This is a genomic window from Streptomyces sp. NBC_00459 (assembly GCF_036013955.1).
GTDB lineage: Bacteria > Actinomycetota > Actinomycetes > Streptomycetales > Streptomycetaceae > Streptomyces.
Genome location: NZ_CP107903.1, coordinates 2,277,598 through 2,300,909 on the forward strand (window position 1 = coordinate 2,277,598; position 23,312 = coordinate 2,300,909).

General features: G+C 71.6%; 17 protein-coding genes. 6 read left to right on the forward strand and 11 right to left on the reverse strand.

Going from position 1 to position 23,312, the window contains the following annotated elements; all coding sequences use genetic code 11:
• Nucleotides 1-166 precede the first annotated feature (166 nt).
• Nucleotides 167-1,672 (reverse strand): 30S ribosomal protein S1, encoded by a 1,506-nt coding sequence (rpsA, locus tag OHN74_RS09980; RefSeq protein ID WP_327694170.1) that lies wholly within the window; start codon nucleotides 1,670-1,672, stop codon nucleotides 167-169.
• A gap of 380 nt (nucleotides 1,673-2,052) precedes the next feature.
• On the opposite strand from rpsA, the gene OHN74_RS09985 reads away from it, so the two are divergent.
• Nucleotides 2,053-2,865, forward strand: coding sequence for a class I SAM-dependent methyltransferase (locus tag OHN74_RS09985; RefSeq protein ID WP_327700059.1), 813 nt, complete (start codon nucleotides 2,053-2,055; stop codon nucleotides 2,863-2,865).
• A 73-nt stretch (nucleotides 2,866-2,938) separates the two neighbouring features.
• A complete protein-coding gene (gene hrpB / locus OHN74_RS09990; protein ID WP_327694171.1) occupies nucleotides 2,939-5,464 on the forward strand; it encodes an ATP-dependent helicase HrpB in 2,526 nt (841 codons plus the stop codon).
• Here the strand turns inward: hrpB and OHN74_RS09995 are convergent.
• The 3 genes from OHN74_RS09995 to OHN74_RS10005 form a co-directional block, all read right to left on the reverse strand.
• The gene (locus OHN74_RS09995) at nucleotides 5,454-6,446 is read right to left on the reverse strand and encodes a DUF3068 domain-containing protein (RefSeq protein ID WP_327694172.1); all 993 of its coding nucleotides are present in this window, start codon (nucleotides 6,444-6,446) and stop codon (nucleotides 5,454-5,456) included. The genes hrpB and OHN74_RS09995 overlap by 11 nt on opposite strands.
• A 30-nt stretch (nucleotides 6,447-6,476) precedes the next feature.
• Nucleotides 6,477-6,611 carry an SPW_0924 family protein gene (locus tag OHN74_RS10000; protein WP_006381014.1) on the reverse strand — a complete coding sequence of 45 codons (135 nt, stop codon included), beginning with the start codon at nucleotides 6,609-6,611 and terminating at the stop codon, nucleotides 6,477-6,479.
• A gap of 158 nt (nucleotides 6,612-6,769) precedes the next feature.
• A complete protein-coding gene (locus OHN74_RS10005; RefSeq protein ID WP_327694173.1) occupies nucleotides 6,770-8,536 on the reverse strand; it encodes a lytic transglycosylase domain-containing protein in 1,767 nt (588 codons plus the stop codon).
• 430 nt (nucleotides 8,537-8,966) lie between these two features.
• On the opposite strand from OHN74_RS10005, the gene OHN74_RS10010 reads away from it, so the two are divergent.
• On the forward strand, nucleotides 8,967-9,902 hold the full coding sequence (locus OHN74_RS10010) for a DUF4184 family protein (protein ID WP_327694174.1): 936 nt from the start codon (nucleotides 8,967-8,969) through the stop codon (nucleotides 9,900-9,902).
• Between the two features lie 510 nt (nucleotides 9,903-10,412).
• Here the strand turns inward: OHN74_RS10010 and polA are convergent.
• Entirely contained in the window at nucleotides 10,413-13,139 is a 2,727-nt protein-coding gene (gene polA, locus OHN74_RS10015; RefSeq protein ID WP_327694175.1) for a DNA polymerase I, read from the reverse strand.
• A 185-nt stretch (nucleotides 13,140-13,324) separates the two neighbouring features.
• Here polA and OHN74_RS10020 point away from each other — a divergent pair, with 185 nt between their 5' ends.
• The 3 genes from OHN74_RS10020 (at nucleotide 13,325) to OHN74_RS10030 (ending at nucleotide 16,883) form a co-directional block, all read left to right on the forward strand.
• Nucleotides 13,325-15,604, forward strand: a complete 2,280-nt coding sequence (locus OHN74_RS10020; protein WP_327694176.1) for an FdhF/YdeP family oxidoreductase — start codon at nucleotides 13,325-13,327, stop codon at nucleotides 15,602-15,604.
• Between the two features lie 69 nt (nucleotides 15,605-15,673).
• Nucleotides 15,674-16,159, forward strand: coding sequence for a PaaI family thioesterase (locus OHN74_RS10025; protein WP_327694177.1), 486 nt, complete (start codon nucleotides 15,674-15,676; stop codon nucleotides 16,157-16,159).
• A gap of 25 nt (nucleotides 16,160-16,184) precedes the next feature.
• Entirely contained in the window at nucleotides 16,185-16,883 is a 699-nt protein-coding gene (locus OHN74_RS10030) for a haloacid dehalogenase type II (protein WP_327694178.1), read from the forward strand.
• A 33-nt stretch (nucleotides 16,884-16,916) separates the two neighbouring features.
• Here the strand turns inward: OHN74_RS10030 and OHN74_RS10035 are convergent, their stop codons facing one another.
• The 6 genes from OHN74_RS10035 to OHN74_RS10060 form a co-directional block, all read right to left on the reverse strand.
• Entirely contained in the window at nucleotides 16,917-17,699 is a 783-nt protein-coding gene (locus tag OHN74_RS10035; RefSeq protein WP_327694179.1) for a 4'-phosphopantetheinyl transferase family protein, read from the reverse strand.
• Nucleotides 17,696-18,433 carry a ceramidase domain-containing protein gene (locus OHN74_RS10040; protein WP_327694180.1) on the reverse strand — a complete coding sequence of 246 codons (738 nt, stop codon included), beginning with the start codon at nucleotides 18,431-18,433 and terminating at the stop codon, nucleotides 17,696-17,698. Before OHN74_RS10040 ends, OHN74_RS10035 begins: the two co-directional genes overlap by 4 nt.
• Nucleotides 18,430-19,704, reverse strand: a complete 1,275-nt coding sequence (locus OHN74_RS10045; RefSeq protein WP_327694181.1) for a cation:proton antiporter — start codon at nucleotides 19,702-19,704, stop codon at nucleotides 18,430-18,432. Before OHN74_RS10045 ends, OHN74_RS10040 begins: the two co-directional genes overlap by 4 nt.
• The gene (locus OHN74_RS10050) at nucleotides 19,701-21,176 is read right to left on the reverse strand and encodes a DHA2 family efflux MFS transporter permease subunit (protein WP_327694182.1); all 1,476 of its coding nucleotides are present in this window, start codon (nucleotides 21,174-21,176) and stop codon (nucleotides 19,701-19,703) included. The genes OHN74_RS10045 and OHN74_RS10050 overlap by 4 nt, the downstream gene beginning before the upstream one ends.
• A 52-nt stretch (nucleotides 21,177-21,228) precedes the next feature.
• Entirely contained in the window at nucleotides 21,229-22,611 is a 1,383-nt protein-coding gene (locus tag OHN74_RS10055; RefSeq protein WP_327694183.1) for a GNAT family N-acetyltransferase, read from the reverse strand.
• Between the two features lie 148 nt (nucleotides 22,612-22,759).
• On the reverse strand, nucleotides 22,760-23,311 hold the full coding sequence (locus OHN74_RS10060; RefSeq protein ID WP_327694184.1) for an RBBP9/YdeN family alpha/beta hydrolase: 552 nt from the start codon (nucleotides 23,309-23,311) through the stop codon (nucleotides 22,760-22,762).
• Between the last annotated feature and the right edge of the window lies 1 nt (nucleotide 23,312).

The following is a 23,312-nucleotide window of genomic DNA, read 5'->3' on the forward strand; positions in this document are numbered from 1 at the left end:
CAACTCCCCGACGTGCGCGGGCTGTACCGATATGAGGCCCCACCGCGTGTGCCTGGCAGGCGACGACCGAACCGCAGCCGAACGACGACCGGCCGCACACAAGGCGGAAGGCCCGCACCTCGAAAGGTGCGGGCCCTCAGTCAGCTGCTGAGCCAAGCGGCAGCGATCAGCTCTGGCCGCCGGCCAGCTTCTCGCGGAGCGCCGCAAGGGCCTCGTCCGACGCCAGGGCGCCGGACGTGTCGTCCGACTCCGAGGAGTAGGAGCCGCCGCCACCGCCGGAGGCGGCCGGAGCCGCACTCGTCGTGCTGGCGCCCTCGGCCTCGGCCTGAGCGTCGGCCTCGCGGGACTTGATGACCTGAGCCTGGTGCTGCTCGAAGCGCTGCTGCGCCTCGGCGTACTGGTTCTCCCACACCTCACGCTGGGATTCGAAGCCCTCGAGCCAGTCGTTGGTCTCGGGGTCGAAGCCCTCGGGGTAGATGTAGTTGCCCTGGTCGTCGTACGACGCGGCCATGCCGTACAGCGTCGGGTCGAACTCGACCGAGGCCGGGTCGGAACCGAAGGACTCGTTGGCCTGCTTCAGCGAGAGGCTGATGCGACGGCGCTCGAGGTCGATGTCGATGACCTTGACGAAGATCTCGTCGTTGACCTGGACGACCTGCTCCGGGATCTCCACGTGGCGCTCGGCCAGCTCGGAGATGTGGACCAGACCCTCGATGCCCTCGTCCACGCGGACGAACGCACCGAACGGGACGAGCTTCGTGACCTTACCCGGGACGACCTGACCGATCTGGTGCGTCCGGGCGAACTGCTGCCACGGGTCTTCCTGCGTCGCCTTCAGCGACAGGGAGACACGCTCGCGGTCCATGTCGACGTCGAGGACCTCGACGGTGACTTCCTGGCCGACCTCGACAACCTCGGAGGGGTGGTCGATGTGCTTCCAGGAGAGCTCGGAGACGTGCACGAGACCGTCGACGCCACCCAGGTCCACGAAGGCACCGAAGTTGACGATCGAGGAGACGACGCCGGAGCGGACCTGGCCCTTCTGCAGGGTCGTGAGGAACGTCTGGCGCACCTCGGACTGGGTCTGCTCGAGCCAGGCGCGGCGGGACAGGACCACGTTGTTGCGGTTCTTGTCCAGCTCGATGATCTTCGCCTCGAGCTCCTTGCCCACGTAGGGCTGGAGGTCGCGGACTCGACGCATCTCGACGAGGGACGCCGGCAGGAAGCCACGGAGGCCGATGTCGAGGATGAGACCACCCTTGACGACCTCGATGACGGTACCGGTGACGATGCCGTCCTCTTCCTTGATCTTCTCGATGGTGCCCCAGGCGCGCTCGTACTGGGCGCGCTTCTTCGAGAGGATCAGGCGGCCTTCTTTGTCCTCCTTCTGGAGAACAAGGGCTTCGATCTCGTCGCCGACCTTGACGACCTCGTTCGGGTCGACGTCGTGCTTGATCGAGAGCTCACGGCTCGGGATGACACCTTCGGTCTTGTAACCGATGTCGAGGAGAACCTCGTCCCGGTCAACCTTGACGATGACGCCGTCGACGATGTCGCCATCGTTGAAGTACTTGATCGTCTCGTCGATAGCGGCGAGGAATGCTTCCTCGTCACCGATGTCGTTGACCGCAACCTGCGGAGTGGTGGCGGTGATCTCGGTGCTGCTCGTCATGTGGGAAAGGGCTCCGGTACGGACAGAGAGTCGTAGGTACTGCTTACGCCGGGAGCCCGTTTCGCTCTGCAGAAGGCCGGACAGCCAAGGAAGCGCCATCAGGACCGAAAGGTCCGGTGGCGCCTCGACAACCGAGGGGACATACATACAGATGCGAGCGCAACCTGCTACGTCTGAGGTGCGCAGGCCCGCAGCGCAACTTGTAGCATACGGGGGCAGCAGGGCAGGGTCAATGCGCGAAGGCGCACACCCGGGGCGGATCGCCGCATACCCGGCAGAAGACGTGTCCCAGGAGGCCACGCGGACGCTGTGGCGCCCCATTCACGACACCGTCGGGACAGGTCCGACGGACGAGCCCGCAGACTAATACGAGGGAGCCGATCATCCAAGAGCCCGAATCGCCCGAGCCGGACGCCACCCGGCGCGCCGCCGGAGTCACGGAGAGCTCCCGGGCCAACCGGGGCTGGTGGGACCGGAACGCGGACGACTACCAGAACGAGCACGGCACCTTCCTCGGCGACGACCGTTTCGTCTGGTGTCCCGAGGGCCTCGACGAGGTGGAGGCGGAGCTCCTCGGCCCGGCCGAGGACCTCAAGGGCAAGGACGTCCTGGAGATCGGCGCCGGCGCGGCCCAGTGCTCGCGCTGGCTGGCCGCCCAGGGGGCCCGTCCGGTGGCCCTCGACCTCTCCCACCGTCAGCTCCAGCACGCCCTGCGGATCGGCGGCGATGTCCCTCTCGTGGAGGCGGACGCCGGCGCCCTGCCCTTCGCGGACGGCTCGTTCGACCTGGTGTGCTCGGCGTACGGGGCGATGCCCTTCGTCGCCGATCCGGTGCTGGTGCTGCGCGGGGTGCGCCGGGTGCTGCGCCCGGGCGGGCGCTTCGTCTTCTCGGTGACGCACCCGGTCCGCTGGGCGTTCCCCGACGAGCCCGGTCCGGAGGGCCTGTCCGTCTCGGGTTCGTACTTCGACCGCACGCCGTACGTCGAGCAGGACGACGAGGGCAACGCGGTGTACGTCGAACACCACAGGACGGTCGGCGACCGGGTCCGGGACGTCGTGGCGGGCGGCTTCCGCCTGGTGGACCTGGTCGAGCCGGAGTGGCCGGCCTGGAACACGTCCGAGTGGGGCGGCTGGTCCCCGCTGCGGGGCAACCTCATCCCGGGAACGGCGATCTTCGTCTGCGAGCGCGACTGAGGCCGTCGGTTTCGAAAACGCCCTCCACGCACGCGTGGAGGGCGTTTTTCATGGACGTACGACACTGGGGGACGTGATCCGTTACGACGCCCTGGACGTCCTGCCCGTACGCGGTGCCCTGCCCGACCTGACCGGCGCGCTCGACGCGCACGGTACCGCCGTCCTCGTGGCGCCTCCCGGTACCGGCAAGACGACCCTGGTGCCGCTGGCGCTGGCGGGGCTGCTGGGGGACGGCCGGCCGGTGCGGCGGGTCGTGGTCGCCGAGCCGAGGCGGATCGCCGCGCGGGCGGCGGCCCGGCGGATGGCGTGGCTGCTGGGCGAGCAGGTGGGGGCGAGCGTCGGGTACACCGTGCGCGGGGAGCGGGTCGTCGGGCCACGCACGCGCGTGGAGGTCGTCACGACCGGCGTGCTGCTGCAACGGCTGCAGCGGGACCAGGAGTTGCCGGGCGTCGACGTGGTCGTACTCGACGAGTGCCACGAACGGCACCTCGACGCGGACACAGCGGCGGCGTTCCTGGTCGACGTACGGGCGGCGCTGCGCCCCGAACTGCGGCTGCTGGCCGCGTCGGCGACGACCGACGCCGAGGGCTGGGCGGGGCTGCTGGGCGGCGCGCCGGTGATCGAGGCGGCGGGTGTGTCGTATCCGGTGGAGGTGGTGTGGGCGCCGCCGGGACGGCCGGTACGGCCGCCGCACGGTATGCGTGTCGATCCGGCGCTGCTGACGCATGTGGCGTCGGTGGTGCGGCGGGCGCTGGCCGAGCGTGCCGGGGACGTGCTGTGCTTCCTGCCCGGTGTGGGGGAGATCGCGCGGGTGGCGGGCCGGTTGCGGGACCTCGGGCCCGCGGTGGAGGTGCTCCAGGTGCACGGGCGGGCACCGGCGGCGGTGCAGGACGCGGTGCTGTCTGGCGGGACGGGCCGCCGGGTGGTGCTGGCGACGTCGGTGGCGGAGTCGTCGCTGACGGTTCCGGGGGTGCGGGTGGTCGTGGACTCCGGGCTGGCACGGGAGCCGAGGGTGGACCACGCGCGCGGGCTGAGCGCGCTGGCGACGGTACGGGCCTCGCAGGCGACCGGCCGGCAGCGGGCGGGGCGGGCCGGCCGTGAGGCGCCGGGGGCGGTGTACCGCTGCTGGGCGGAGGCCGAGGACGCCCGTCTGGCGCGTTTTCCGTCTCCCGAGATCCAGGTGGCCGATCTGACGGCGTTCGCCCTTCAGGCGGCCTGCTGGGGCGACCCCGACGCCTCGGGGCTGGCCTTGCTGGACCCGCCGCCGGGCGGTGCGATGGCGGCGGCGCGGGCGGTGCTGACGGCGATCGGAGCGGTGGACGCCGGTGGGCGGGCCACGGACCGGGGCGCCCGGATGTCCCGCCTCGGCCTGCACCCCCGGCTGGCCCGGGCCCTGCTGGACGCGGCTCCCGAGGTGGGCGCGGCCCGGGCCGCCGAGGTGGTCGCGCTGTTGAGCGAGGAGCCGCCCCGGGAGTACGGCGACGATCTCGCGGCGGCCTGGCGTACTGCCCGGCGCGGCAACGACGCGTACGCGGCCCGGTGGCGGACGGAGGCCCGCAGGCTGCGCTCGGCGGCGCCGGACCCAGGGTCCCGTGAGCCCGCGAAGGGCTCCGCACCGGCGCTCGGGGACGACCGCGCGGCCGGGCTCGTCGCCGCGCTCGCCTTCCCCGAGCGGGTCGCCAGAGCGCAGGGGGGTTCATATCTGATGGTGTCCGGCACCCGGGCCGAGACCGGTGACGGTTCGGCGCTGCGGGGCGCGCCCTGGATCGCGGTCGCCGTGGCGGACCGGCCGGTGGGGTCCGGGCACGCGCGCGTGCGGCTCGCCGCCACCGTCGACGAGGACACCGCGCGGTCGGCGGCAGGCGCTCTGCACGCCAAGGGCGAGGAGGTCCGCTGGGCCGACGGGGATGTCGTCGCCCGGCGGGTCGAGCGGCTCGGGGCGGTGGAGCTGGCGGTGCGTCCGCTGCGGGACCCCGACCCAGGCCTCGTACGCGACGCCCTTCTTGAGGGGCTGCGGCAGGAAGGACTCGGCCTGTTGCGCTGGTCCGCGGATGCCGGGACGCTGCGCCGGCGGCTCACGTTTCTCCGGCTGCACCTGGGCGCTCCCTGGCCGGACGTCTCCGACAACGCCCTCCACGCGCGCGTGGACGAGTGGTTGGAGCCCGAGCTGAGCCGGGCACGGCGGCGGGCCGACCTGGGGCGGATCGAGGCGGGGCAGGCGCTGGGCCGGCTGCTGCCGTGGGCCTCCGGGGAGGCCGGCCGTCTCGACGAGCTGGCGCCCGAGCGGATGGCGGTGCCGAGTGGCTCCAGGATCCGGATCGACTACTCCGATCCCGAACGGCCCGTGCTCGCCGTGAAGTTGCAGGAGATGTTCGGACTGCGGGAGTCGCCCGCCGTGGCCGGTGTGCCGGTGCTCGTCCATCTGCTGTCGCCCGCCGGGCGGCCCGCCGCCGTGACCGCCGACCTCGCCTCCTTCTGGAAGGAGGGCTACAAGGGCGTGCGCGCCGAGTTGCGCGGCCGGTATCCGAAGCATCCGTGGCCCGAGGACCCGGCGACCGCCGAGCCGACGCGGCACACGAACGCGCGGCTCAGGCGTTGACCGGCTCGGGAGCCGAGGTTTCCGCGGGGGCGGGGTCGGCCGGTCCGCGTCCGCGGGCCTCCAGCAGAAGGGCGAGGGCCAGCAGGAGCACACCCAGGGTCAGGAAACCCCAGGGCAGGTACGACGTCAGCAGCAGGACAAGTACGCGCTGGGACTTGACGAGGGCGACCGTCGAATCGATGTAGTCCTCGCGCATCTTCACGTGCCCGGAGAAGGCCGTCACCTTCTCGCGCCCCGACAGGAGCCTGCCTCCGCGCAGTTCCTCCTGGTGGATCTCCTCGGCACGGACGGGCGCGCCGGTGACCGGTTCCACCCAGAACTTGCGGACCGTGGTGTACCAGCGGGTCGTGCCGGTCGCGGCGACCGTCTCGGCCGTGATGCCCTTGACGGGCATGTACTTGGGGAACGGGACCTTCGTCCAGGGGATGGTCTGCTCGAAGTAGTAGACCGACAGGCCGCGGAACGTCTGCGTGCCCTTGTAGTGGATGGGGGCGGTCAGCCGTGCCTGCGCGTCGAAGTACTCGTAGTCCCGCTTCTCGACCAGGAAGGGCCACTTGAACTCGATGCCCTCCCGTTTCACCGGGGCGCCGTCGACCATCTCGCCGGTGGCGTGGACGGGTTCCTGGGTGTGCGCGTCGAAGATGTAGCGCTCGGGGATCTTGGAGACCATCTTCCCGTCGGGCCCCTGGACATAGGAGAGGCCGTCCCAGACGACCACGTCCCGCCCCGCCGTCCTCTCGATCTTCTCCGAGGCCTCGACGTTACCCTTGAGGGTCTGCACGATGGTGACCTTGGGGACCTTCACGGCGTGGAGGGAGTCGTAGTCGAGGAGGGTCGCGTCCTTCGCCTCCAGGACCATGGTCGTGTACTGGTTCGCCGGGACCTTGGCGAGGCGCGGGAAGGCGTACCAGCGCAGCAGCGGGGACAGCGCCGCGAAGAACACGGCGAGGGCGAGCAGGATCAGGCCGGACTTTCGGCGCATCTCGGCCTCCCTCCCGGAGAGGTGCGGCGGCTAAGGGTGTGACGGGACCGTGGTCAGCAGCGGCTTCGGGGACGTCGTGCCCGTCGGCGAGCCCAGGGCCGTGATCGTGAGGACGAGTGCGAACGCGAGGGCGAGGCCGGTCGCGGCGGCGATCAGGGCACGCATACGGGGCCTCCCCGGCTACCGACGGCGAGCTGACGGGGTGTCAGGTCGGGGCACCGTAGCAACGGGCGGCCGAGATGAGAACAGCTCGCGCACACGAAAGCGGCACCCCGCGCCGTGAACGGGGTGCCGCTTTCCTGCGTATTGACGCGTACGACGACTTACGCGCTCGGGGAGCTGGAGGCCGAGGGACTGGCCGACTCGGTCGGAGCCGTCGATTCTGTCGTCGATTCCGTCGCGGTCGGTGCCGGCGTAACCGTCAGCTCGACCGTCAGGGTGGCGCCACCGGTGGTGGTGATGCGGAGCAGGAAGGTGCCGGTGGTGACGTCCGAGTACAGCTTCGGCAGCTTGAGCAGGCCGTTCGCGTCCGTTTCGAGGCCCGTTAGGGTGCGGACCGCCTTACCGTCCGCGTCCTTGAAGTAAGGACCCTTGTCGTTCACGGTCGCGTCGTCGGCCGAGGTGACCAGGGTCGCGGTGGCCGCGACGCGGTCCGCGACGGCGCCGCCGTACGTCGCCTTGACCTCGACCTGGTCGGCGAACTCGCCGCCCGCCACGCAGGTGAGCGCGGTGGTGTCGGTGCGGGCGAGAGCGTCGGCCGCGCGGGCGGTGACGTTGACCGAGTAGTCGAGGGCAGCGACGGTACGGCCGACGACGACCGCGCGGACCGTGAAGGCGCCCGTCTTCTCGCCCGCCTTGAGCGCGGGTGCGACCGCGACTCCGGTGCTGTCGGTGACGACCGTGGCGACGCTCTCACCACCGGTGAAGGTGGTGTCGGTGTCGCCGATGATCGTGAAGCGGATCCTGACCTTGCCGACCGCTGTGCCGGCCGTGGTCTCCGCGCGCGTGCTGATCTTCTTGGTGAACGCGCCGCCCGCCGTCGCGGTGAGCTTGGCGGTGCCCGCGTCCTCCAGGTGGTCCACCGTGTCGGTGGGAGTGGGGGTGGGCACGGGTGTCGGGGTCGGCGCGGTGGGCTTGCCCGGCTTCGCGGGGGCCGGGGTGCTCGTCCCCGGCGTGTTCGTGCCGGGGTTCGGTGTCGTCGCGCCCGGCGACGGTGTGGGGCTCGCTCCGGAGTTGCTGTCGCTGCGGCCGACGGGCACCGTGCCCGTGCCGTCCGGGACCTCGTGGGTGCCCTTGCGGTAGTACTCCAGCCACGACAGGACGAGGTTCAGATAGTCCGTCGAGTTGTTGTAGCTGAGGATCGCGCGGTTGAGGTCGGCCTGCGTCGAGAGGTCCCAGCCGTACCGGCACAGGTAGTGGCCGGCGGCGAGGGCCGCGTCGTAGACGTTGTTGGGGTCCTTCTTGCCGTCGCCGTTGCCGTCGCGGCCCGCCCACGCCCAGGTGGACGGGATGAACTGCATGGGCCCGACGGCGCTGTCGTAGCTGCTGTTGCCGTCGTACGCCCCGTTGTCGGTGTCCCTGATGAGGGCGAAGCCGTTGCCGTCGAGCTGTGGGCCGAGGATCGGGCTGGTCGTGGTGCCGTTCGCGTCGACCCGGCCGCCGCGGGCCTGACCGGACTCGACCTTGCCGATGGCGGCGAGGAGCTGCCAGGGCAGGTTGCAGCCGGGCTTGGCCGTGCCGAGCGCCGCCTCGGCCTTCTTGTAGGCGTCGAGGACGGTCGCGGGTATGCCGGCCTCGGCCTCGCCGATCGAGACCGGCGTGCCTATGACCGACGACTGCGACGGGCTGGGACTGGGGTTCGGGCTGTGGAGCGGTGGAAGGTCCGTGTAGTACGGCGAGTTGCCGGTCGCGCTCGCGCTGTCGTCGGTCGTCGCCTCGGACGTGGGCTGGGAGTCACTGGCGGTCCGTCTGCCCTGGTCGTCGACCGTCGCCCCCGGAGCCTGGGACGCGGACAGTGCCGCGACCGCGAGCGCGGCCACGGCGGTCGTCGCCGCCCCCTTGCGGAGCCTCCTGCCGATGTACGCCGCCATACAGAGAACCCCTCCCGTGGGCGGCAAGCCGCCCTGTTCCGCCTGAATTCGTCCGGTTCCGATCGATCTCGGCCAATCCCGGCCGGTCTCGGTCGGTCCTACAAACCGGCCATTTCGCCCGATTTCACGCCTTGTTGGAGCGTTACGCCTGCGTTGCGCTTCCGTGTTCGGTCATGCTCCCCAGTAGGCCGACCCAGGCGACCCTACGACAACTTGCGTTGCGCGGACACCCGTTCGTGCCCGATATTCACCGATTGGCCAACTGTGAATCGTCGCGTTCCACGGAGCCGGGTGGCCCGCACACGGCTTTTCGCGCACCTGTCCCACCGCCCCGTCACGGCCCGCCGCAGCCTGCGGCCGTCCCGCATACTGGACGACCGTGATCATCGGGGTGGTCCGCCCCCGTCAACATCCGCTCCAGGGAGCCTCCTTGCCGTTCACTCTCAGCCACGCGGCGGCCGTACTGCCCGCCGTACGCGCCGACGGAACCGGACGCGGCCGACTGATTCCGGCGGTACTCGTCGCCGGCTCCTTCTCCCCCGATCTGACCTACTTCGCGGCGAGCGTCCTGCCCCAGGCGATGGAGTTCGGCGCCGTCACCCACTCCTTCCCGGGCGTCTTCACGGTCGACGTGGTCGTCGCCTGGGCGCTGGTGGCCCTGTGGCTGCTCCTGCGTGAACCGCTGGTCGCCCTGCTGCCACGCACCCGGCAGGGCCGGACGGCGACCCTGCTGCGCTGCGGAGCCCCCCGCGCGCGGGTGACACCGTCGCTCGTCCTCCGGTGGTACGCCTCGGCGGCCTTCGGCGCGCTGACCCATGTCGTCTGGGACGCGTTCACGCACCACGACCGGTGGGGGGTGCGGCTGTTCCCCGTCCTGGACAGCGAGCTGCGGGGCTCACCTCTGTACTGGTACCTGCAGTACGGAGGTTCGGCGCTGGCCGCGCTGGTCATCGCGGGGTTCGTGTACCACGCGCTGCGGCGGACCGGCGCGAGCGAGCCGACAGGCGTACCGAGACTGTCGGTACGGGACCGGTGGCTGGCCTGCGCCGTGATCGGCGGCTGCGCGGCGGTGGGGGCGGTGCAGCGGGTGCTGCGCTGGTGGGCGCACTGGGGGGCGACGGCGAAGCCGTGGGAGGTGATCCCGACGTTGTGCTTCGGAGCGGGTGCGGGCCTGCTGTCGGGGCTGGTCCTTTACGCGGCGGGGGTCAGGATCGGGCGCCCCGGGGAGCGGACGGGAATCCGTGCCCCGGAGGACCACCATCTCTGCCCCGAAGGCCGCGCGGCAGGCCGTACGGAAGGTCCGGAGGAGAGGGACACGGAGGATCACGCGGGCGGGCGGACCGGAGGGCGTACGGGTTCTCGCTGACCGCCGCGAAGAGGCCGGCGCAGCCACTCCCGCCCTCGGCCCGCCCAGAGGCGCCAGGCCCGGGCGCGGCCGGACACCGTAAGGCCGGAGCGCGGGCCGAGGTGGGCACGGCGGGTGCGGGCGTGCGACACGAGTGCGCGGCGGAGCGCGTCCGCACGGCATCCGAGAGGTACGGCAGCCGGGCTGCTGCCAGGAACGCGAGCAGTGCTCGCGTCGGCGGCGAACACCGGTACCGGCGAGCGCGTGTGGGCCGTCCGTCGGATGAGCGTGCGTATACCCATGCCCGCATCCTGTCGGGCGAGCCCGGGGCAGGCGTGTTCGTGGGGGCCACGCGGGTGACGGGCCCGGCGGAGACCGGGGCGGCTCACCCGCGCCCCCGCAGGGGCGCGGGGAACTGCGCGACCAGCCCCCACCGGCCCGCAGCAGAAAACGCACGCGCCCGACCGCCTCACCGGCCCGAGGCAGTCGACCCGCCCGCCCGAACCGCCCGCCCAGCGGAGCGCCAGTGCGCTAGTGCGCTGCCGACTCCCAGTCGAGTCCCGAGCCCACCGACACGTCCAGCGGCGCCCGGAGGGTCACCGCGCCCGCCATCTCCCGGCGGACCAGCTCCTCCGTGGCCTCGCGCTCGCCCGGGGCGATCTCCAGGACGATTTCGTCGTGGACCTGGAGCAGCATGCGGGACTTGAGCTTCGTCTCCTCCAGCGCCCGGCCCACGTTCAGCATGGCGATCTTGACGATGTCCGCCGCCGTGCCCTGGATCGGGGCGTTCAGGGCCATGCGCTCGGCCATCTCGCGGCGCTGACGGTTGTCGCTGTTCAGGTCGGGGAGGTAGCGGCGGCGGCCGAAGAGGGTCTCCGTGTAGCCCGTCGCCCGCGCCTCGTCGACGGCCCGGCGCAGATAGTCCCGTACACCGCCGAAGCGTTCGAAGTACGTGTCCATCAGGCCGCGGGCCTCGCCCGCGTCGATGTTCAGCTGCCCGGACAGGCCGAAGGCCGACAGGCCGTACGCCAGGCCGTACGACATTGCCTTGATCTTGCGGCGCATCTCCGCGTCGACCGCGGAGCGGTCGACCGCGAACACCTGGGAGGCGACCGTGGTGTGCAGGTCCTCGCCGGACGTGAACGCCTCCAACAGGCCTTCGTCCTCCGAGAGATGGGCCATCACCCGGAGTTCGATCTGGCTGTAGTCCGCGGTCATCAGCGACTCGAAGCCCTCGCCGACCACGAAGCCCCGGCGGATGGCGCGGCCCTCGTCCGTGCGGACCGGGATGTTCTGGAGGTTGGGGTCCGTGGAGGACAGCCGGCCCGTCGCCGCCACCGTCTGGTTGAACGTGGTGTGGATGCGGCCGTCCGCCGCGATCGTCTTGATCAGGCCCTCGACGGTGACGCGCAGCTTCGCCTGCTCGCGGTGGCGGAGCATGATGACCGGCAGTTCGTTGTCCGTCTGGGTCGCCAGCCATGCGAGGGCGTCCGCGTCCGTCGTGTAGCCCGTCTTGGTCTTCTTCGTCTTCGGCAGGCCCAGCTCCCCGAAGAGGACCTCCTGGAGCTGCTTGGGCGAGCCGAGGTTGAACTCGTGGCCGACGGCCGCGTGTGCCTCCTTCACCGCCTGCTGCACCGCGCCCGCGAACATCTGCTCCATGGCTTCCAGGTGGGCCCTGTCCGCCGCGATGCCGTGCCGCTCCATGCGGGCCAGCAGTGCCGACGTCGGCAGCTCCATGTCGCGCAGCAGATCCGCCGCGCCGACCTCCTGGAGGCGCTCGCCGAACGCCTCGCCCAGGTCGACGATCGTGCGGGCCTGCACCATCAGGGAGTCGGCCTCCGCGCCCTCGTCCGTACCGAAGGCCAGCTGGCCGTCCGCCGTCGCGGCGGGCGCCAGTTCACGGCCGAGGTACTCCAGGGACAGCGCGTCCAGGTCGAAGGAACGCCGGCCCGGTTTGACCAGGTACGCGGCCAGGGCCGTGTCCATGCTCACCCCGGCCACGGTCCAGCCGTGCTCCGCGAAGACCCGCATCGCGCCCTTGGCACTGTGGAACACCTTGGGCCGGTCCGCGTCGGCCAGCCAGGCCGCGAACGCGTTCTCGTCGCCCTCGTCCAGCTCCGCCGGGTCGAACCAGGCCGCCGCTCCCCCGGCCGCGGCGAGCGCCACCTCGGCGACCGAGCCACTGCCCAGCGCCCAGGTGTCGACCGTGGCGACGCCGAGGACCTCCGAGCCGTGCTCGATCAGCCAGGGGGCCAGCTCGCCCGCGCCGAGCACCGTCCCGTCCACCTCGACACCGGGCTCGGCCACCGGGCCGGCATCGGCCTCCTCGGCGCCCGGATCGACGGCCAGCAGCCGCTCGCGCAGTGAGGGGTTGCGGATCTCCAGGGTGTCGAGGACCAGCGCCACCGCCGTACGGTCGTACGCGGCCCTCGCCAAGTCCGCGACCGACTTCGGGAGTTCGACGTCCCGGACCATCTCCGTGAGCCGGCGGTTGAGCTTGACGGCCTCCAGGTGGTCGCGCAGGTTCTGCCCGGCCTTGCCCTTGACCTCCTCGACCCGCTCGACCAGGTCCGCGAACGACCCGAACTGGTTGATCCACTTCGCCGCCGTCTTCTCACCGACCCCCGGAATGCCGGGCAGGTTGTCGGACGGGTCGCCGCGCAGCGCCGCGAAGTCCGGGTACTGGGCGGGCGTCAACCCGTACTTCTCGAAGACCTTCTCCGGAGTGAACCGGGTCAGCTCGGAGACGCCCTTCGTCGGATACAGCACCGTCGTGTTCTCGGTGACCAGCTGGAAGGAGTCCCGGTCGCCGGTGACGATCAGCACCTCGAAGCCCTCGGCCTCGGCCTGCGTGGCCAGCGTGGCGATGACGTCGTCGGCCTCGAAACCGTCGACCGCGAACCGCTCCGCGTGCATCGCGTCGAGCAGCTCGCCGATCAGCTCGACCTGCCCCTTGAACTCGTCCGGCGTCTTCGACCGGTTCGCCTTGTACTCCGTGAACTCCTCGGAGCGCCAGGTCTTGCGGGACACGTCGAACGCCACCGCGAAGTGCGTGGGCACCTCGTCGCGCAGTGTGTTGGCGAGCATCGACGCGAAGCCGTAGATCGCGTTCGTCGGCTGTCCCGTCGCGGTCGTGAAATTCTCCGCGGGCAGCGCGAAGAACGCGCGGTACGCCATCGAGTGCCCGTCAATGAGCATCAGCCGGGGGGAACCCGTGCCGGAGGTCTTCTCGGTCTTCTTCGACGCTGTTTCTGCCACGACCCCGATCCTGCCACGTGCCACTGACAACGCGGGCCGTCCGGGCCCTCCGGGCCGCCGAAGACCCAGTACACCGTTGTCACCGCCCCGTGCGAGGATCGAACAGGTGGCACACACGCAGGTGAACCATGCGCAGGCCCACCACGTGCAAGCGGAGAGACACGTGCAAGCGAAGGGGCTCAGTCATGGCCAGCAAGCCGCCCAAGAGTGATCCGGTCCAGGACGCGCCGCAGGTCGCCGACCCCAAGCACGCCGCGGCCGGACTGCCCGCCATCGGCCACACCCTGCGCATCGCCCAGCAGCAGATGGGCGTCCGCCGCACCGCGCTCACCCTCCTGCGGGTCAACCAGAAGGACGGCTTCGACTGCCCCGGCTGTGCCTGGCCGGAGCCCGAGCACCGGCACGCCGCGGAGTTCTGCGAGAACGGCGCGAAGGCGGTCGCCGAGGAGGCCACCCTGCGCCGCGTCACCCCGGAGTTCTTCGCCGCCCACACCGTGACCGACCTGGCCGGCCGCAGCGGCTACTGGCTGGGCCAGCAGGGCCGCCTCACCCACCCCATGTACCTGCCCGAGGGCGCCGACCGCTACGAACCGGTCTCCTGGGACCGCGCCTTCGACATCGTCGCCGAGGAGCTGAAGGCCCTGGGCTCACCGGACGAGGCCCTCTTCTACACCTCGGGCCGCACCAGCAACGAGGCGGCCTTCCTCTACCAGCTGTTCGCCCGCGAACTGGGCACGAACAACCTCCCCGACTGCTCCAACATGTGCCACGAGTCGTCGGGGTCCGCGCTCTCCGAGACCATCGGCATCGGCAAGGGCAGCGTCCTCCTGGAGGACCTCTACAAAGCCGATCTGATCATCGTCGCCGGCCAGAACCCGGGCACCAACCACCCCCGGATGCTCTCCGCCCTGGAGAAGGCGAAGGCCAACGGCGCGCGGATCATCAGCGTCAACCCGCTGCCCGAGGCCGGTCTTGAACGCTTCAAGAACCCGCAGACCCCCCAGGGCATGATCAAGGGCGCGGCCCTCACCGATCTGTTCCTGCAGATCCGCATCGGCGGCGACCAGGCCCTCTTCCGCCTCCTCAACAAGCTGATCCTCGACACAGAGGGCGCTGTCGACGAGTCCTTCGTCCGCGAACACACCCACGGCTACGAGGAGTTCACCGACGCGGCCCGCGCCGCCGACTGGGACGAGACCCTCACCGCGACGGGCCTCACGCGCGCGGAGATCGAGAAGGCCCTCGGCATGGTCCTGGCCTCCGAGCGCACCATCGTGTGCTGGGCGATGGGCCTGACCCAGCACAAGCACTCCGTGCCCACCATCCGCGAAGTGGTCAACTTCCTTCTCCTGCGCGGCAACATCGGCCGCCCGGGCGCCGGGGTGTGCCCGGTGCGCGGCCACTCGAACGTGCAGGGCGACCGCACGATGGGCATCTTCGAACGCCCCGCCCCCGCGTTCCTGGACGCCCTGGAGAAGGAGTTCGGCTTCGCCCCGCCGCGCGAACACGGCTACGACGTCGTACGGGCCATCCAGGCCCTGCGCGACGGTGAGGCGAAGGTCTTCTTCGCCATGGGCGGCAACTTCGTGTCGGCCTCCCCCGACACGGAGGTCACCGAGGCCGCCATGCGCCGTGCCAGCCTGACCGTGCACGTGTCGACGAAGCTGAACCGCTCGCACGTCGTGACGGGCGCGCGTGCCCTGATCCTGCCGACGCTCGGCCGCACCGAGCGCGACCTCCAGGGCAGCGGCGAGCAGTTCGTGACGGTCGAGGACTCCATGGGCATGGTGCACGCCTCCAGGGGCCGCCTCGACCCGGCGAGCACGCATCTCCTGTCCGAGCCGGCCATCGTCTGCCGGCTCGCCCGCCGCGTCCTGGGCGAGGACTCCCGTACCCCCTGGGAGGAGTTCGAGAAGGACTACGCCACGGTCCGTGACCGCATCGCGCGCGTGATCCCCGGTTTCGAGAACTTCAACGCGCGCGTGGCCGACCCGGCGGGCTTCACCCTCCCGCACGCCCCGCGCGACGAGCGCCGCTTCCCGACGGCCACCGGCAAGGCCAACTTCACCGCGGCGCCCGTCGAGTTCCCGAAGCTCCCCGAGGGCCGCCTGCTGCTGCAGACCCTGCGCTCGCACGACCAGTACAACACCACGATCTACGGCCTGGACGACCGCTACCGGGGCATCAAGAACGGCCGCCGGGTGGTCCTGGTGAACTCCGAGGACGCGCGGGTCCTCGGGGTCGCCGACGGGTCGTACGTCGACCTCGTGAGCGAGTGGAAGGACGGCGTCGAGCGGCGGGCGCCCGGCTTCCGGGTCGTGTTCTACCCGACGGCGCGGGGTTGCGCGGCGGCCTACTACCCGGAGACCAACGTCCTGGTCCCGCTGGACGCCACCGCCGACACCAGCAACACCCCGGCCAGCAAATCCGTGGTCGTGCGTCTGGAACAATCGGCTACCGACTGAGCGTTTGCTCAGTGGATGGACGCAGGCGTACCGACGCCGCACCGACCACGACGAACGGAGCCGGGCCCCATGGGTGAGCAGCAGCATGTGAAGTTCCCGCAGGAAGTCATCGACGAGTACTCGGCACTGGGTATCGACGTGATCGCCATGTTCTCCGCGGGGCACCTGGGCAACCGGATGGGCGTGCAGATAGTGGAGGCGTCGGCGGACCGTGTCGTCGGCACGATGCCCGTCGAGGGCAACACCCAGCCGTACGGGCTGCTGCACGGGGGCGCGTCCGCGGTGCTGGCCGAGACCCTCGGGTCGGTCGGGGCGATGCTGCACGGGGGCAGCACGAAGATCGCCGTCGGCGTGGACCTGAACTGCACCCACCATCGCGGGGCCCGCTCGGGGCTGGTCACCGGCGTGGCCACACCGGTGCACCGGGGGCGGTCGACGGCGACGTACGAGGTCGTGATCAGCGACGAGGAGGGGCGGCGGGTGTGCAGTGCGCGTCTGACCTGCCTGCTCAGGGATGCCGGGCTGGGCGGGCAGGAGCCTGCGCCCGCCGAGTGACACGCAGGTGACAGGGAGGGGAAGCATGTCCGGCGAGAGCGGCCCGGATCCGCGGGTCCTGGTCTTCGACGTGAACGAGACGCTCAGTGACTTCACCGCGCTGCGAAGCCGATTCGAGGACGTCGGGGCACCGGCGGATCTCATGGCCACCTGGTTCGCCGCGCTGCTGCGGGACGGGTTCGCGCTGACGGCCGCGGGCACGTACGGGGACTTCGCGTCGCTGGCCCTGGACGGCCTGCGGACCCTGCTGCCGGTGGTACCGGAATGGAGCGGGGACACCGAGGCCGCCGCCCGGCACATCATGGACGGCCTGACGCACCTGGAGGTGCACCCCGACGTCGCGCCCGGCGTGCGGAAGCTGCACGAAGCCGGGTTCCGCCTGGTGACGATGACCAACGGCAACGCCGCCCTGACCCGGCGGCTGCTGGCCGGGGCGGGCCTCGACGAGTACTTCGAGGCGATGCTGGACGTCAGCGGTCCGCGCTGCTGGAAACCGGCCCCGGCGGCCTATCGGTACGCCGTCGAGCAGGCCGGGGTCCGGCCGGAGCAGGCGCTGATGGTCGCCGTCCACCCCTGGGACGTCGACGGCGCGCTGCGGGCCGGGCTGGCGGGGGCGTGGCTGCGCCGGGACGCGGCCGTCTACCCCACGACGATGACCCGGCCGACGTATGTCGTACAGGACCTGCCGGAACTCGCCGAGGTGCTGGTCGCGGCCCGGGAGTGAAGTGAACGGTGACGCGGGGCCTCCGCGGTGCCGTCAGGGGCCCCAGCCCTCGGGCAGGGCCAGGTGGCGGATGCGTTCGGTGGTGGCCAGGGCCGCCCTGTGGTCGCCGCCGAGCGGCCCGACGGGCGGCAGGTCACGGAGCCTGATCGGGACGGTCGGCCAGCCCTCGGGCAGGGCGCCCGCCGCTCGCAGGGTGGGCCCGGTCGCGTCCAGGTGGGCGAACCGGGCGGCGAGCCCCCGGCCGGCCAGCTTGGTGCCCGCCTCCTTGCGCGTCCACAGCCGCAGAAATCCCGCGGCCCGCTCGCCCTGCGCGAGACCCTCCAGACCCGCGCGTTCCCCTGGTGTCAGGGCCCTGCGAGCGAGCCGGTCGACGCTGTCCGGGCCGGGCACGGTGTCGACGTCGACACCGATCAGACCGTCGGACACCACGGCGGCCAGCACCCAGTGGCGGGTGTGGGTCACCGAGTAGTCGATCCCGGCCGGCTCCGCGCCCGCGAACCGCGGGCGTCCGTGTTCCGCGCCCGTGTCGCAGTGGGCGCAGGTACGCACGATGCGCAGGTCCTGCGGCGCCGTTCGCAGATAGTGGCTGCCGAGACCACGCTGGAGCCCGCGCGAGGTGACGTATGTGGCCCGCGCCGGGCCGTCCGGCAGGGCGGCGGCCCGCGCTTCCTCGTCGGCCGTGAGCAGGTCCCGCCACGTCCGGTGCGACGCGACGGGTGCCGCCCACAGATGGCAGGTGCCGGGTCCCGGCACCACTCCGGCCGCCGCCCCGCGCGGCCGGGCGTCCCGCAGCCGCCCGGCCGGAGCGCCGGTCACCGGCCGGCGGACAGGGTGGAGCCGGCGGTGTCCGGTCCCGGGGCGCCGGTCGGGGCCGTCCGGGCGCGCCAGCGGTGCACAAGGGCGCGGGAGACGATGAGGAGCAGCAGGCCGTCGAAGAGGTGCCAGAGGAAGTGGGTGCCCATGGAGAAGGAGCCGCAGACGCGCTCGTCCACGGTCCGCGCGGTCAGTGCCACGCCGAACACCACTGCGGCGCCGGCGAACGCGCCGGTGTACGCGCGCAGCGCCGCGTCCTTCGAGCGGGCCAGGGCGACGGCGATGCCGACGAGCAGCAGCAGTACGGGGACGTAGGTGCCGGACTTGTTGGGCACGTACGGTCCGGCCACGACGACGAAGGCCGCGATGAAGGCGACGAAGGCGGCGACGCCGAGCAGACACCGCCTCCAGGACAGATCGTGGAACCAGCGCAGGAAGCTCGCCAGGTACCACAGGACGAAGAGGGCGATCGGAGCGACGTCGAGGACCTGGGCCCAGCGGGTGCCGATGGTGTGGAAGGCGAAACTGCCGACACCGATGCTCAGCATCAGCGGGGCCATGAAGCCGACACTCACCGGTGGCCTCCGCCCGGCGTCGGCCCGGTCCGCTGCGAGCATCCGCCAGATCAGCCAGGCGGCGAGGACGAAGGAGAGGTTGCTCAGCGCGTTGACGGGCTCCGCCCAGAAAGCCGTGGAGGCACGCTCGCAGTACTGGTCGACATGGTCTCGCAGGCTCATCGGCTGGTTTCCGTCGCTTCCTGGTTCGGTTCGCGGTGCATGTGCGCTCCCTGCTCGCCGGTCTCCCTCTCCCCGGCGACGGCGAACCGCCTGGTGCCCAGCAGGGGCCCGGCCATCGCCGTCGTCACCACGGCCATGACGACCATCATCGAATAGACGGTGCCGTCGATCAGATGGAGTTCGAGGCCGACGGAGAGGATGACGATCTCGGTGAGCCCCCGCATGTTCATCAGCAGGGCGAGGGGCATCGAGAGGGTGTGCTCCATCCCGGCCAGCCGCGCCCCGCCGTAGACGCCGACGGCCTTGCTGAGCACCGCCACGGCGAGAAGGAGCAGCAGCGTCGCCACGGCGGCCGGGCCGAAGCCGTCCAGGTCGACCTTGGATCCGGCGACGACGAAGTACAGCGGCAGCAGCAGCGCGCAGACGTGGCCCGCGCCGTCGATCACGTGGACGCGCAGTTCCTCGAAGCCGCCCCGGGGCATCACCGCCCCGAAGGCGAAGGCTCCGAAGATGTAGTGCACGCCCATCCATTCGGTGGCGGCGCAGGAGAACAGCAGTCCGACGACGAGGACCGGGAACAGGGCGGCCAGGGGCGTCCCGCGGTCGGCGCGGCGGCGCAGCAGGCGGCCCAGCAGGGGTCGTACGACGGCCAGGAGGACCAGGACGTAGACGGGGAGCAGGCCGATGCGCCACGGGCCGGCGTTGCCGAAGAGTGCCACCACGCCGGCCAGCGCGACCCAGGCGACCAGGTCGCCGAAGGCGGCGGCGGCCAGGGCGACGCCGCCCAGCGGGGTGCCGGTGAGGCCGCGGTCGGCAAGGACGCGGGCGAGTACGGGGAATGCCGTGACGGACATGGCGATGCCGAGGAAGAGCACGAAGCCGGTGTGCGAGTCGGGTGCGTACTCGCCGGCCAGCGGCAGGGCGACGAGGATGCCGGCCGCCAGTGGGATCAGTACCGAGCCGCAGGCCACGCCCAGCGCGGTGCCCTTCAGCCCGCGCAGCAGCGTGTGTTCGAGTTCGTAGCCGACGACGAACATGAACAGGGCCAGGCCCGTAGCGGCGAGCGCCGAGAGCAGGGGGAGCACGTCTGCGGGCAGCAGCTTGTCGCGTACGGAGTCGGGGAGGACGAGGGGCCCGCAGGCCACGCCGGCGACGATCTCGCCGACGACCGCGGGCTGACGTATCCGGCGTGCGAGGGCGCCGAAGAGTTTGGCCACCGCCAGCAGTACGGCGAGGCTGGTGAAGAAGTGGACTGCGGTTTCGCTGGTCATCGGTTCACCGTCGCGGAGGTCGAGGGTCGGAGGCGCGGAGCGGAACGGCCGGTACGGACGATCAGGCCTGCCGCGAGGGCCCCGAGTACGAGGAGGCCGACCGGCAGGTAGACGGATTCCGCCAGGGCGCTGCCGAAGGCGGACCGGACGGTCTGTGCGAGCTCGCCGGCGCCGTCTGTTCCGGAGCCGCCGGCCAGGTCGGCGTCGAGGCCGTGCGCGGTCATCCGGGACGCCAGAACGGCGCTCACCGCGGCGCTGCCGAGGACCGAGCCCACCTGCCGCAGCGCGTTGTACACGCCCGCACCGGCACCGGCCTGCTCGGGCGGCAGACCTCGGGAGGCGGCCACCCCCAAGGAGGGCCAGATACAGGCGTTGGCGATGCCGGCGAGCGCCGCCCCGGCCAGGAAGAGACCGATGGGCGAGTCGGGCGTCATGAGCACCGCGAAGCCGGCGAGCGTGGCGGCGAAGAGCGCCAGGCCGGCCACAGGGGCCGCCCTGGGGTGAAGACGGTCGCCGACCAGGGCGATGAGGGGGACGAACACGATGGCGAGCAGGGCCATCGGCGCGAGCACGAGCCCGGCCTTCGCCCCGGGCAGAGCACGCACGGACTCCAGGTAGAGGTAGAGCGGCACCATCACGGCGGCCACCGCCGCCGCGGCCAGGGCGACGGCGATGGAGGCGGCGGCGAAGGTGCGGTCACGGAAGATGCCCAACGGCAGCAGCGGATCGGCCTTCGTGCGCTTCTGGTGGACGACGAAGACCACGAGCAGTGCGAGCCCGACAGTGACGGACCACGGGATCCAGCCGCCCCAGCCGCGGCTGCCGCCCTCCTGGATGCCGAGAACCAGCAGGAACATGCCGACGCTGCTGAGCACAAGGCCGGGCAGGTCGAACTTGTGCGTGTGCGCGGGCAGTTCGGGCACGAGGCGCACGGCCAGGGCGATTCCGAGGAGTCCGACGGGAACGTTGGCGTAGAAGATCCACTCCCAGCCCGCCCGGTCCACCAGAACCCCGCCCAGGAGCGGTCCGAGAAGGTTGGCGAGTCCGGCGACGGCGCCCCACAGGCTCATCGCCGCGCTGCGCCGCTCCGCCGGGAAGGTACGGGTGATCACGGCCATCGTCTGCGGTGTCACCAGGGCGGCGCCGACGCCCTGCACTGCGCGGGCGACGATGAGCGTCCCGACGGTCGGGGAGAGCCCGCACCACAGTGACGCGCCGGTGAAGAGGGCGAGCCCGGCGAGGTAGACGCGCTTGGGACCGAAGTGGTCGCCGAGTCGGCCCGCGGGCAGCAGCAGCGCGGCGAACGTCAGCAGATAGGCGCTGGTCACCCAGACCAGTGACGTGACGTCGGCGTGCAGGCTTTCCATGATCACCGGGTTGGCGACGGCCACGATCGTCATGTCCAGAACGACCATGAAGTAGCCGACGATCAGCGCCGTCAGCGCCGGCCAGGGACTGGATGGAGCGGCCACGAAAGGGTCCTCACGGGAAACGGCAGGGGGACGGGGACGGAGGCGGAACGGTTCACAACACGCGGCTGACGGCCCGCTTCACCCAGAAGGGGACGACCCCGACTCCCTGGACGAGCCTGGCCAGCACATGGGGCGACGACGTCCGCATGTGGTGGGCCAGCACGGGCCCGAACACGTACTGCCAGTACGGCCACCGGCGACCGAGCACACCGAGTTGCCTGCCCATGTCGATGGCCATGACGTGGACGGTTTCCTTGCTGTACGGATGCGTCTTGACGATGGGCAGCCGTGTGCCGCCGATCTTCTCGTAGGCGGGTACGAGCTTCTCGATGGCGTCGAGAACCAGATAGCGGCAGTCCAGGTTGAAGGCCAGCCGGGCCGTCTCCCGGAAGAGCGCGACCACGACGCCCGCGCCCCGGTGCTCGGGGTCGATCGCCAGCCGGGAGACCTCGACGAACCGGCCGCGCCAGATGTGCACGGGCAGTCCGACCGTCTCGGTCTCGATCTCGCTCAGGGCACGGTTCCCGGTGTTGACCACCACCCGGCCCGTGCCCACCGGCTTCTCCCCCAGCAGACAGACGAAACTGACGGCGTGCGCGTCGAGGCGATCGGCCACCTCCACGCTGTCCCGCACATCGGTCAGCCGTCCGAAGTGCCGGTTGCCGACCAGCCGTACGTCGAGTGCCTGGCGGTGGGTGACGTCGTCCGCCACCGTCCGCACCGTCAGATAGCGGGCCACCCGGGCGGGGCGCACACCGGCGGCGCGCAGTTCGGCGAACCCGAAGCCCGGATCCGTACCGACGAGGACGACCGCGCTGGCGCGCACCGATGCCCGGTCGACGATCCGGAAGGAGAAGCGGACGCCCGCGGCCTCCTCCCGGCACCCGGTCAGCTGTGCGGTGAGCCGCCAGCCGCCCAGCCACGGCAGCCACGAGTCGATGACGACGGACATGCCGGGGGCCAGACAGCGACCGGGATCGTCGGCCACGAACTCCCCGTGGTACGGGGAGAGTCGCAGGATGTCGATCTGCAGCGGGCGCCCGAAGAGGGCGCTGCTGTCCAGCCGGGCGGAGACCGGCTCCGGCAGTCGCCGGGTGCCCTCCGCGTCGAGGCCCGCCGGGAAGCGCGCCTCGACCCGGCCCGCGCGGTCGTCGACGGTGTAGTCCGTGGTGAACAGCGGGACGAGTCTGCGTCTGCGCAGCCGTCCGGCATCGGCCCGGAAGGCCAGGGCCAGCCGTCCCCCGGGCCGGACGGCGGCCGGCCGGTCCCGCTCGGGCAGGCTGAGCACGAGCGTGCCGTCCGGCCTGCGCTCCTCCAGCACGGCGGCGACTCTGCGTCGGCCGGACCAGATCAGTACTTCGGGCCGGTGCAGGTCGGACTTCCAGTAGGCGTACGTGGCATCGTGGTCGACCGACTCCGCGTGAACAAGTTCCATCGTGGCTCCCCTGCTGGCTGCCCCCGCGGGCCGGTGGCGGTGCGCGCGCTGGTGCCCACCCGTGGCGCTCGATGGGCTGTGTGGGTATCGCCGGGTGGCGGAGCGGGCCCCGCCACCCGGCGTCATGCTGGTGTCGCCGCGCCCGCCGTCACCTGAGGCTGTCGCGGAACAGCTTCCAGCCCTCGCCCCAGTCACCCAGCCCGGACGAGGCGTTGATGTGCCCCTTGTGCCCGACGTTCGCCAGGCGCGAGCCCAGCCGCCCCGCAGCCGTGACGGCATGCTCCAGGGAGCCGTAGGGGTCGTCCTCGCTGGCGACCACCAGTGCCGGGAAGGGCAGCGGGGCCCCGTACGCGGCGGTGGAGAAGCCCTCCGCCTCGGTGGGGAAGTTCTCTCCCTCCGGGTCCGGGACGGCGACGAGGAACGCGGCGGTCACCCCACCGCTGTCACCGCCCTGTTCGCGGGCCCACTCCCCCAGCAGGGTGCAGCCCAGGCTGTGCGCGATCAGCACCTTCGGGCCGGGGACGGCGGCGAGCGCGTCTCCGAGGTCCTTGACCCAGGCGTCACGGGCCGGGTTGTCCCAGGAGTCGTGCTCGACCCACACACTGGTCCCGGCCTCCCGCTCGTACCACTGGCGCTGCCAGTGGTCGGGACCGGAGTTGCCGATCCCGGCGAGAAACACGTAGGTCGTCGTCTGTTCCACG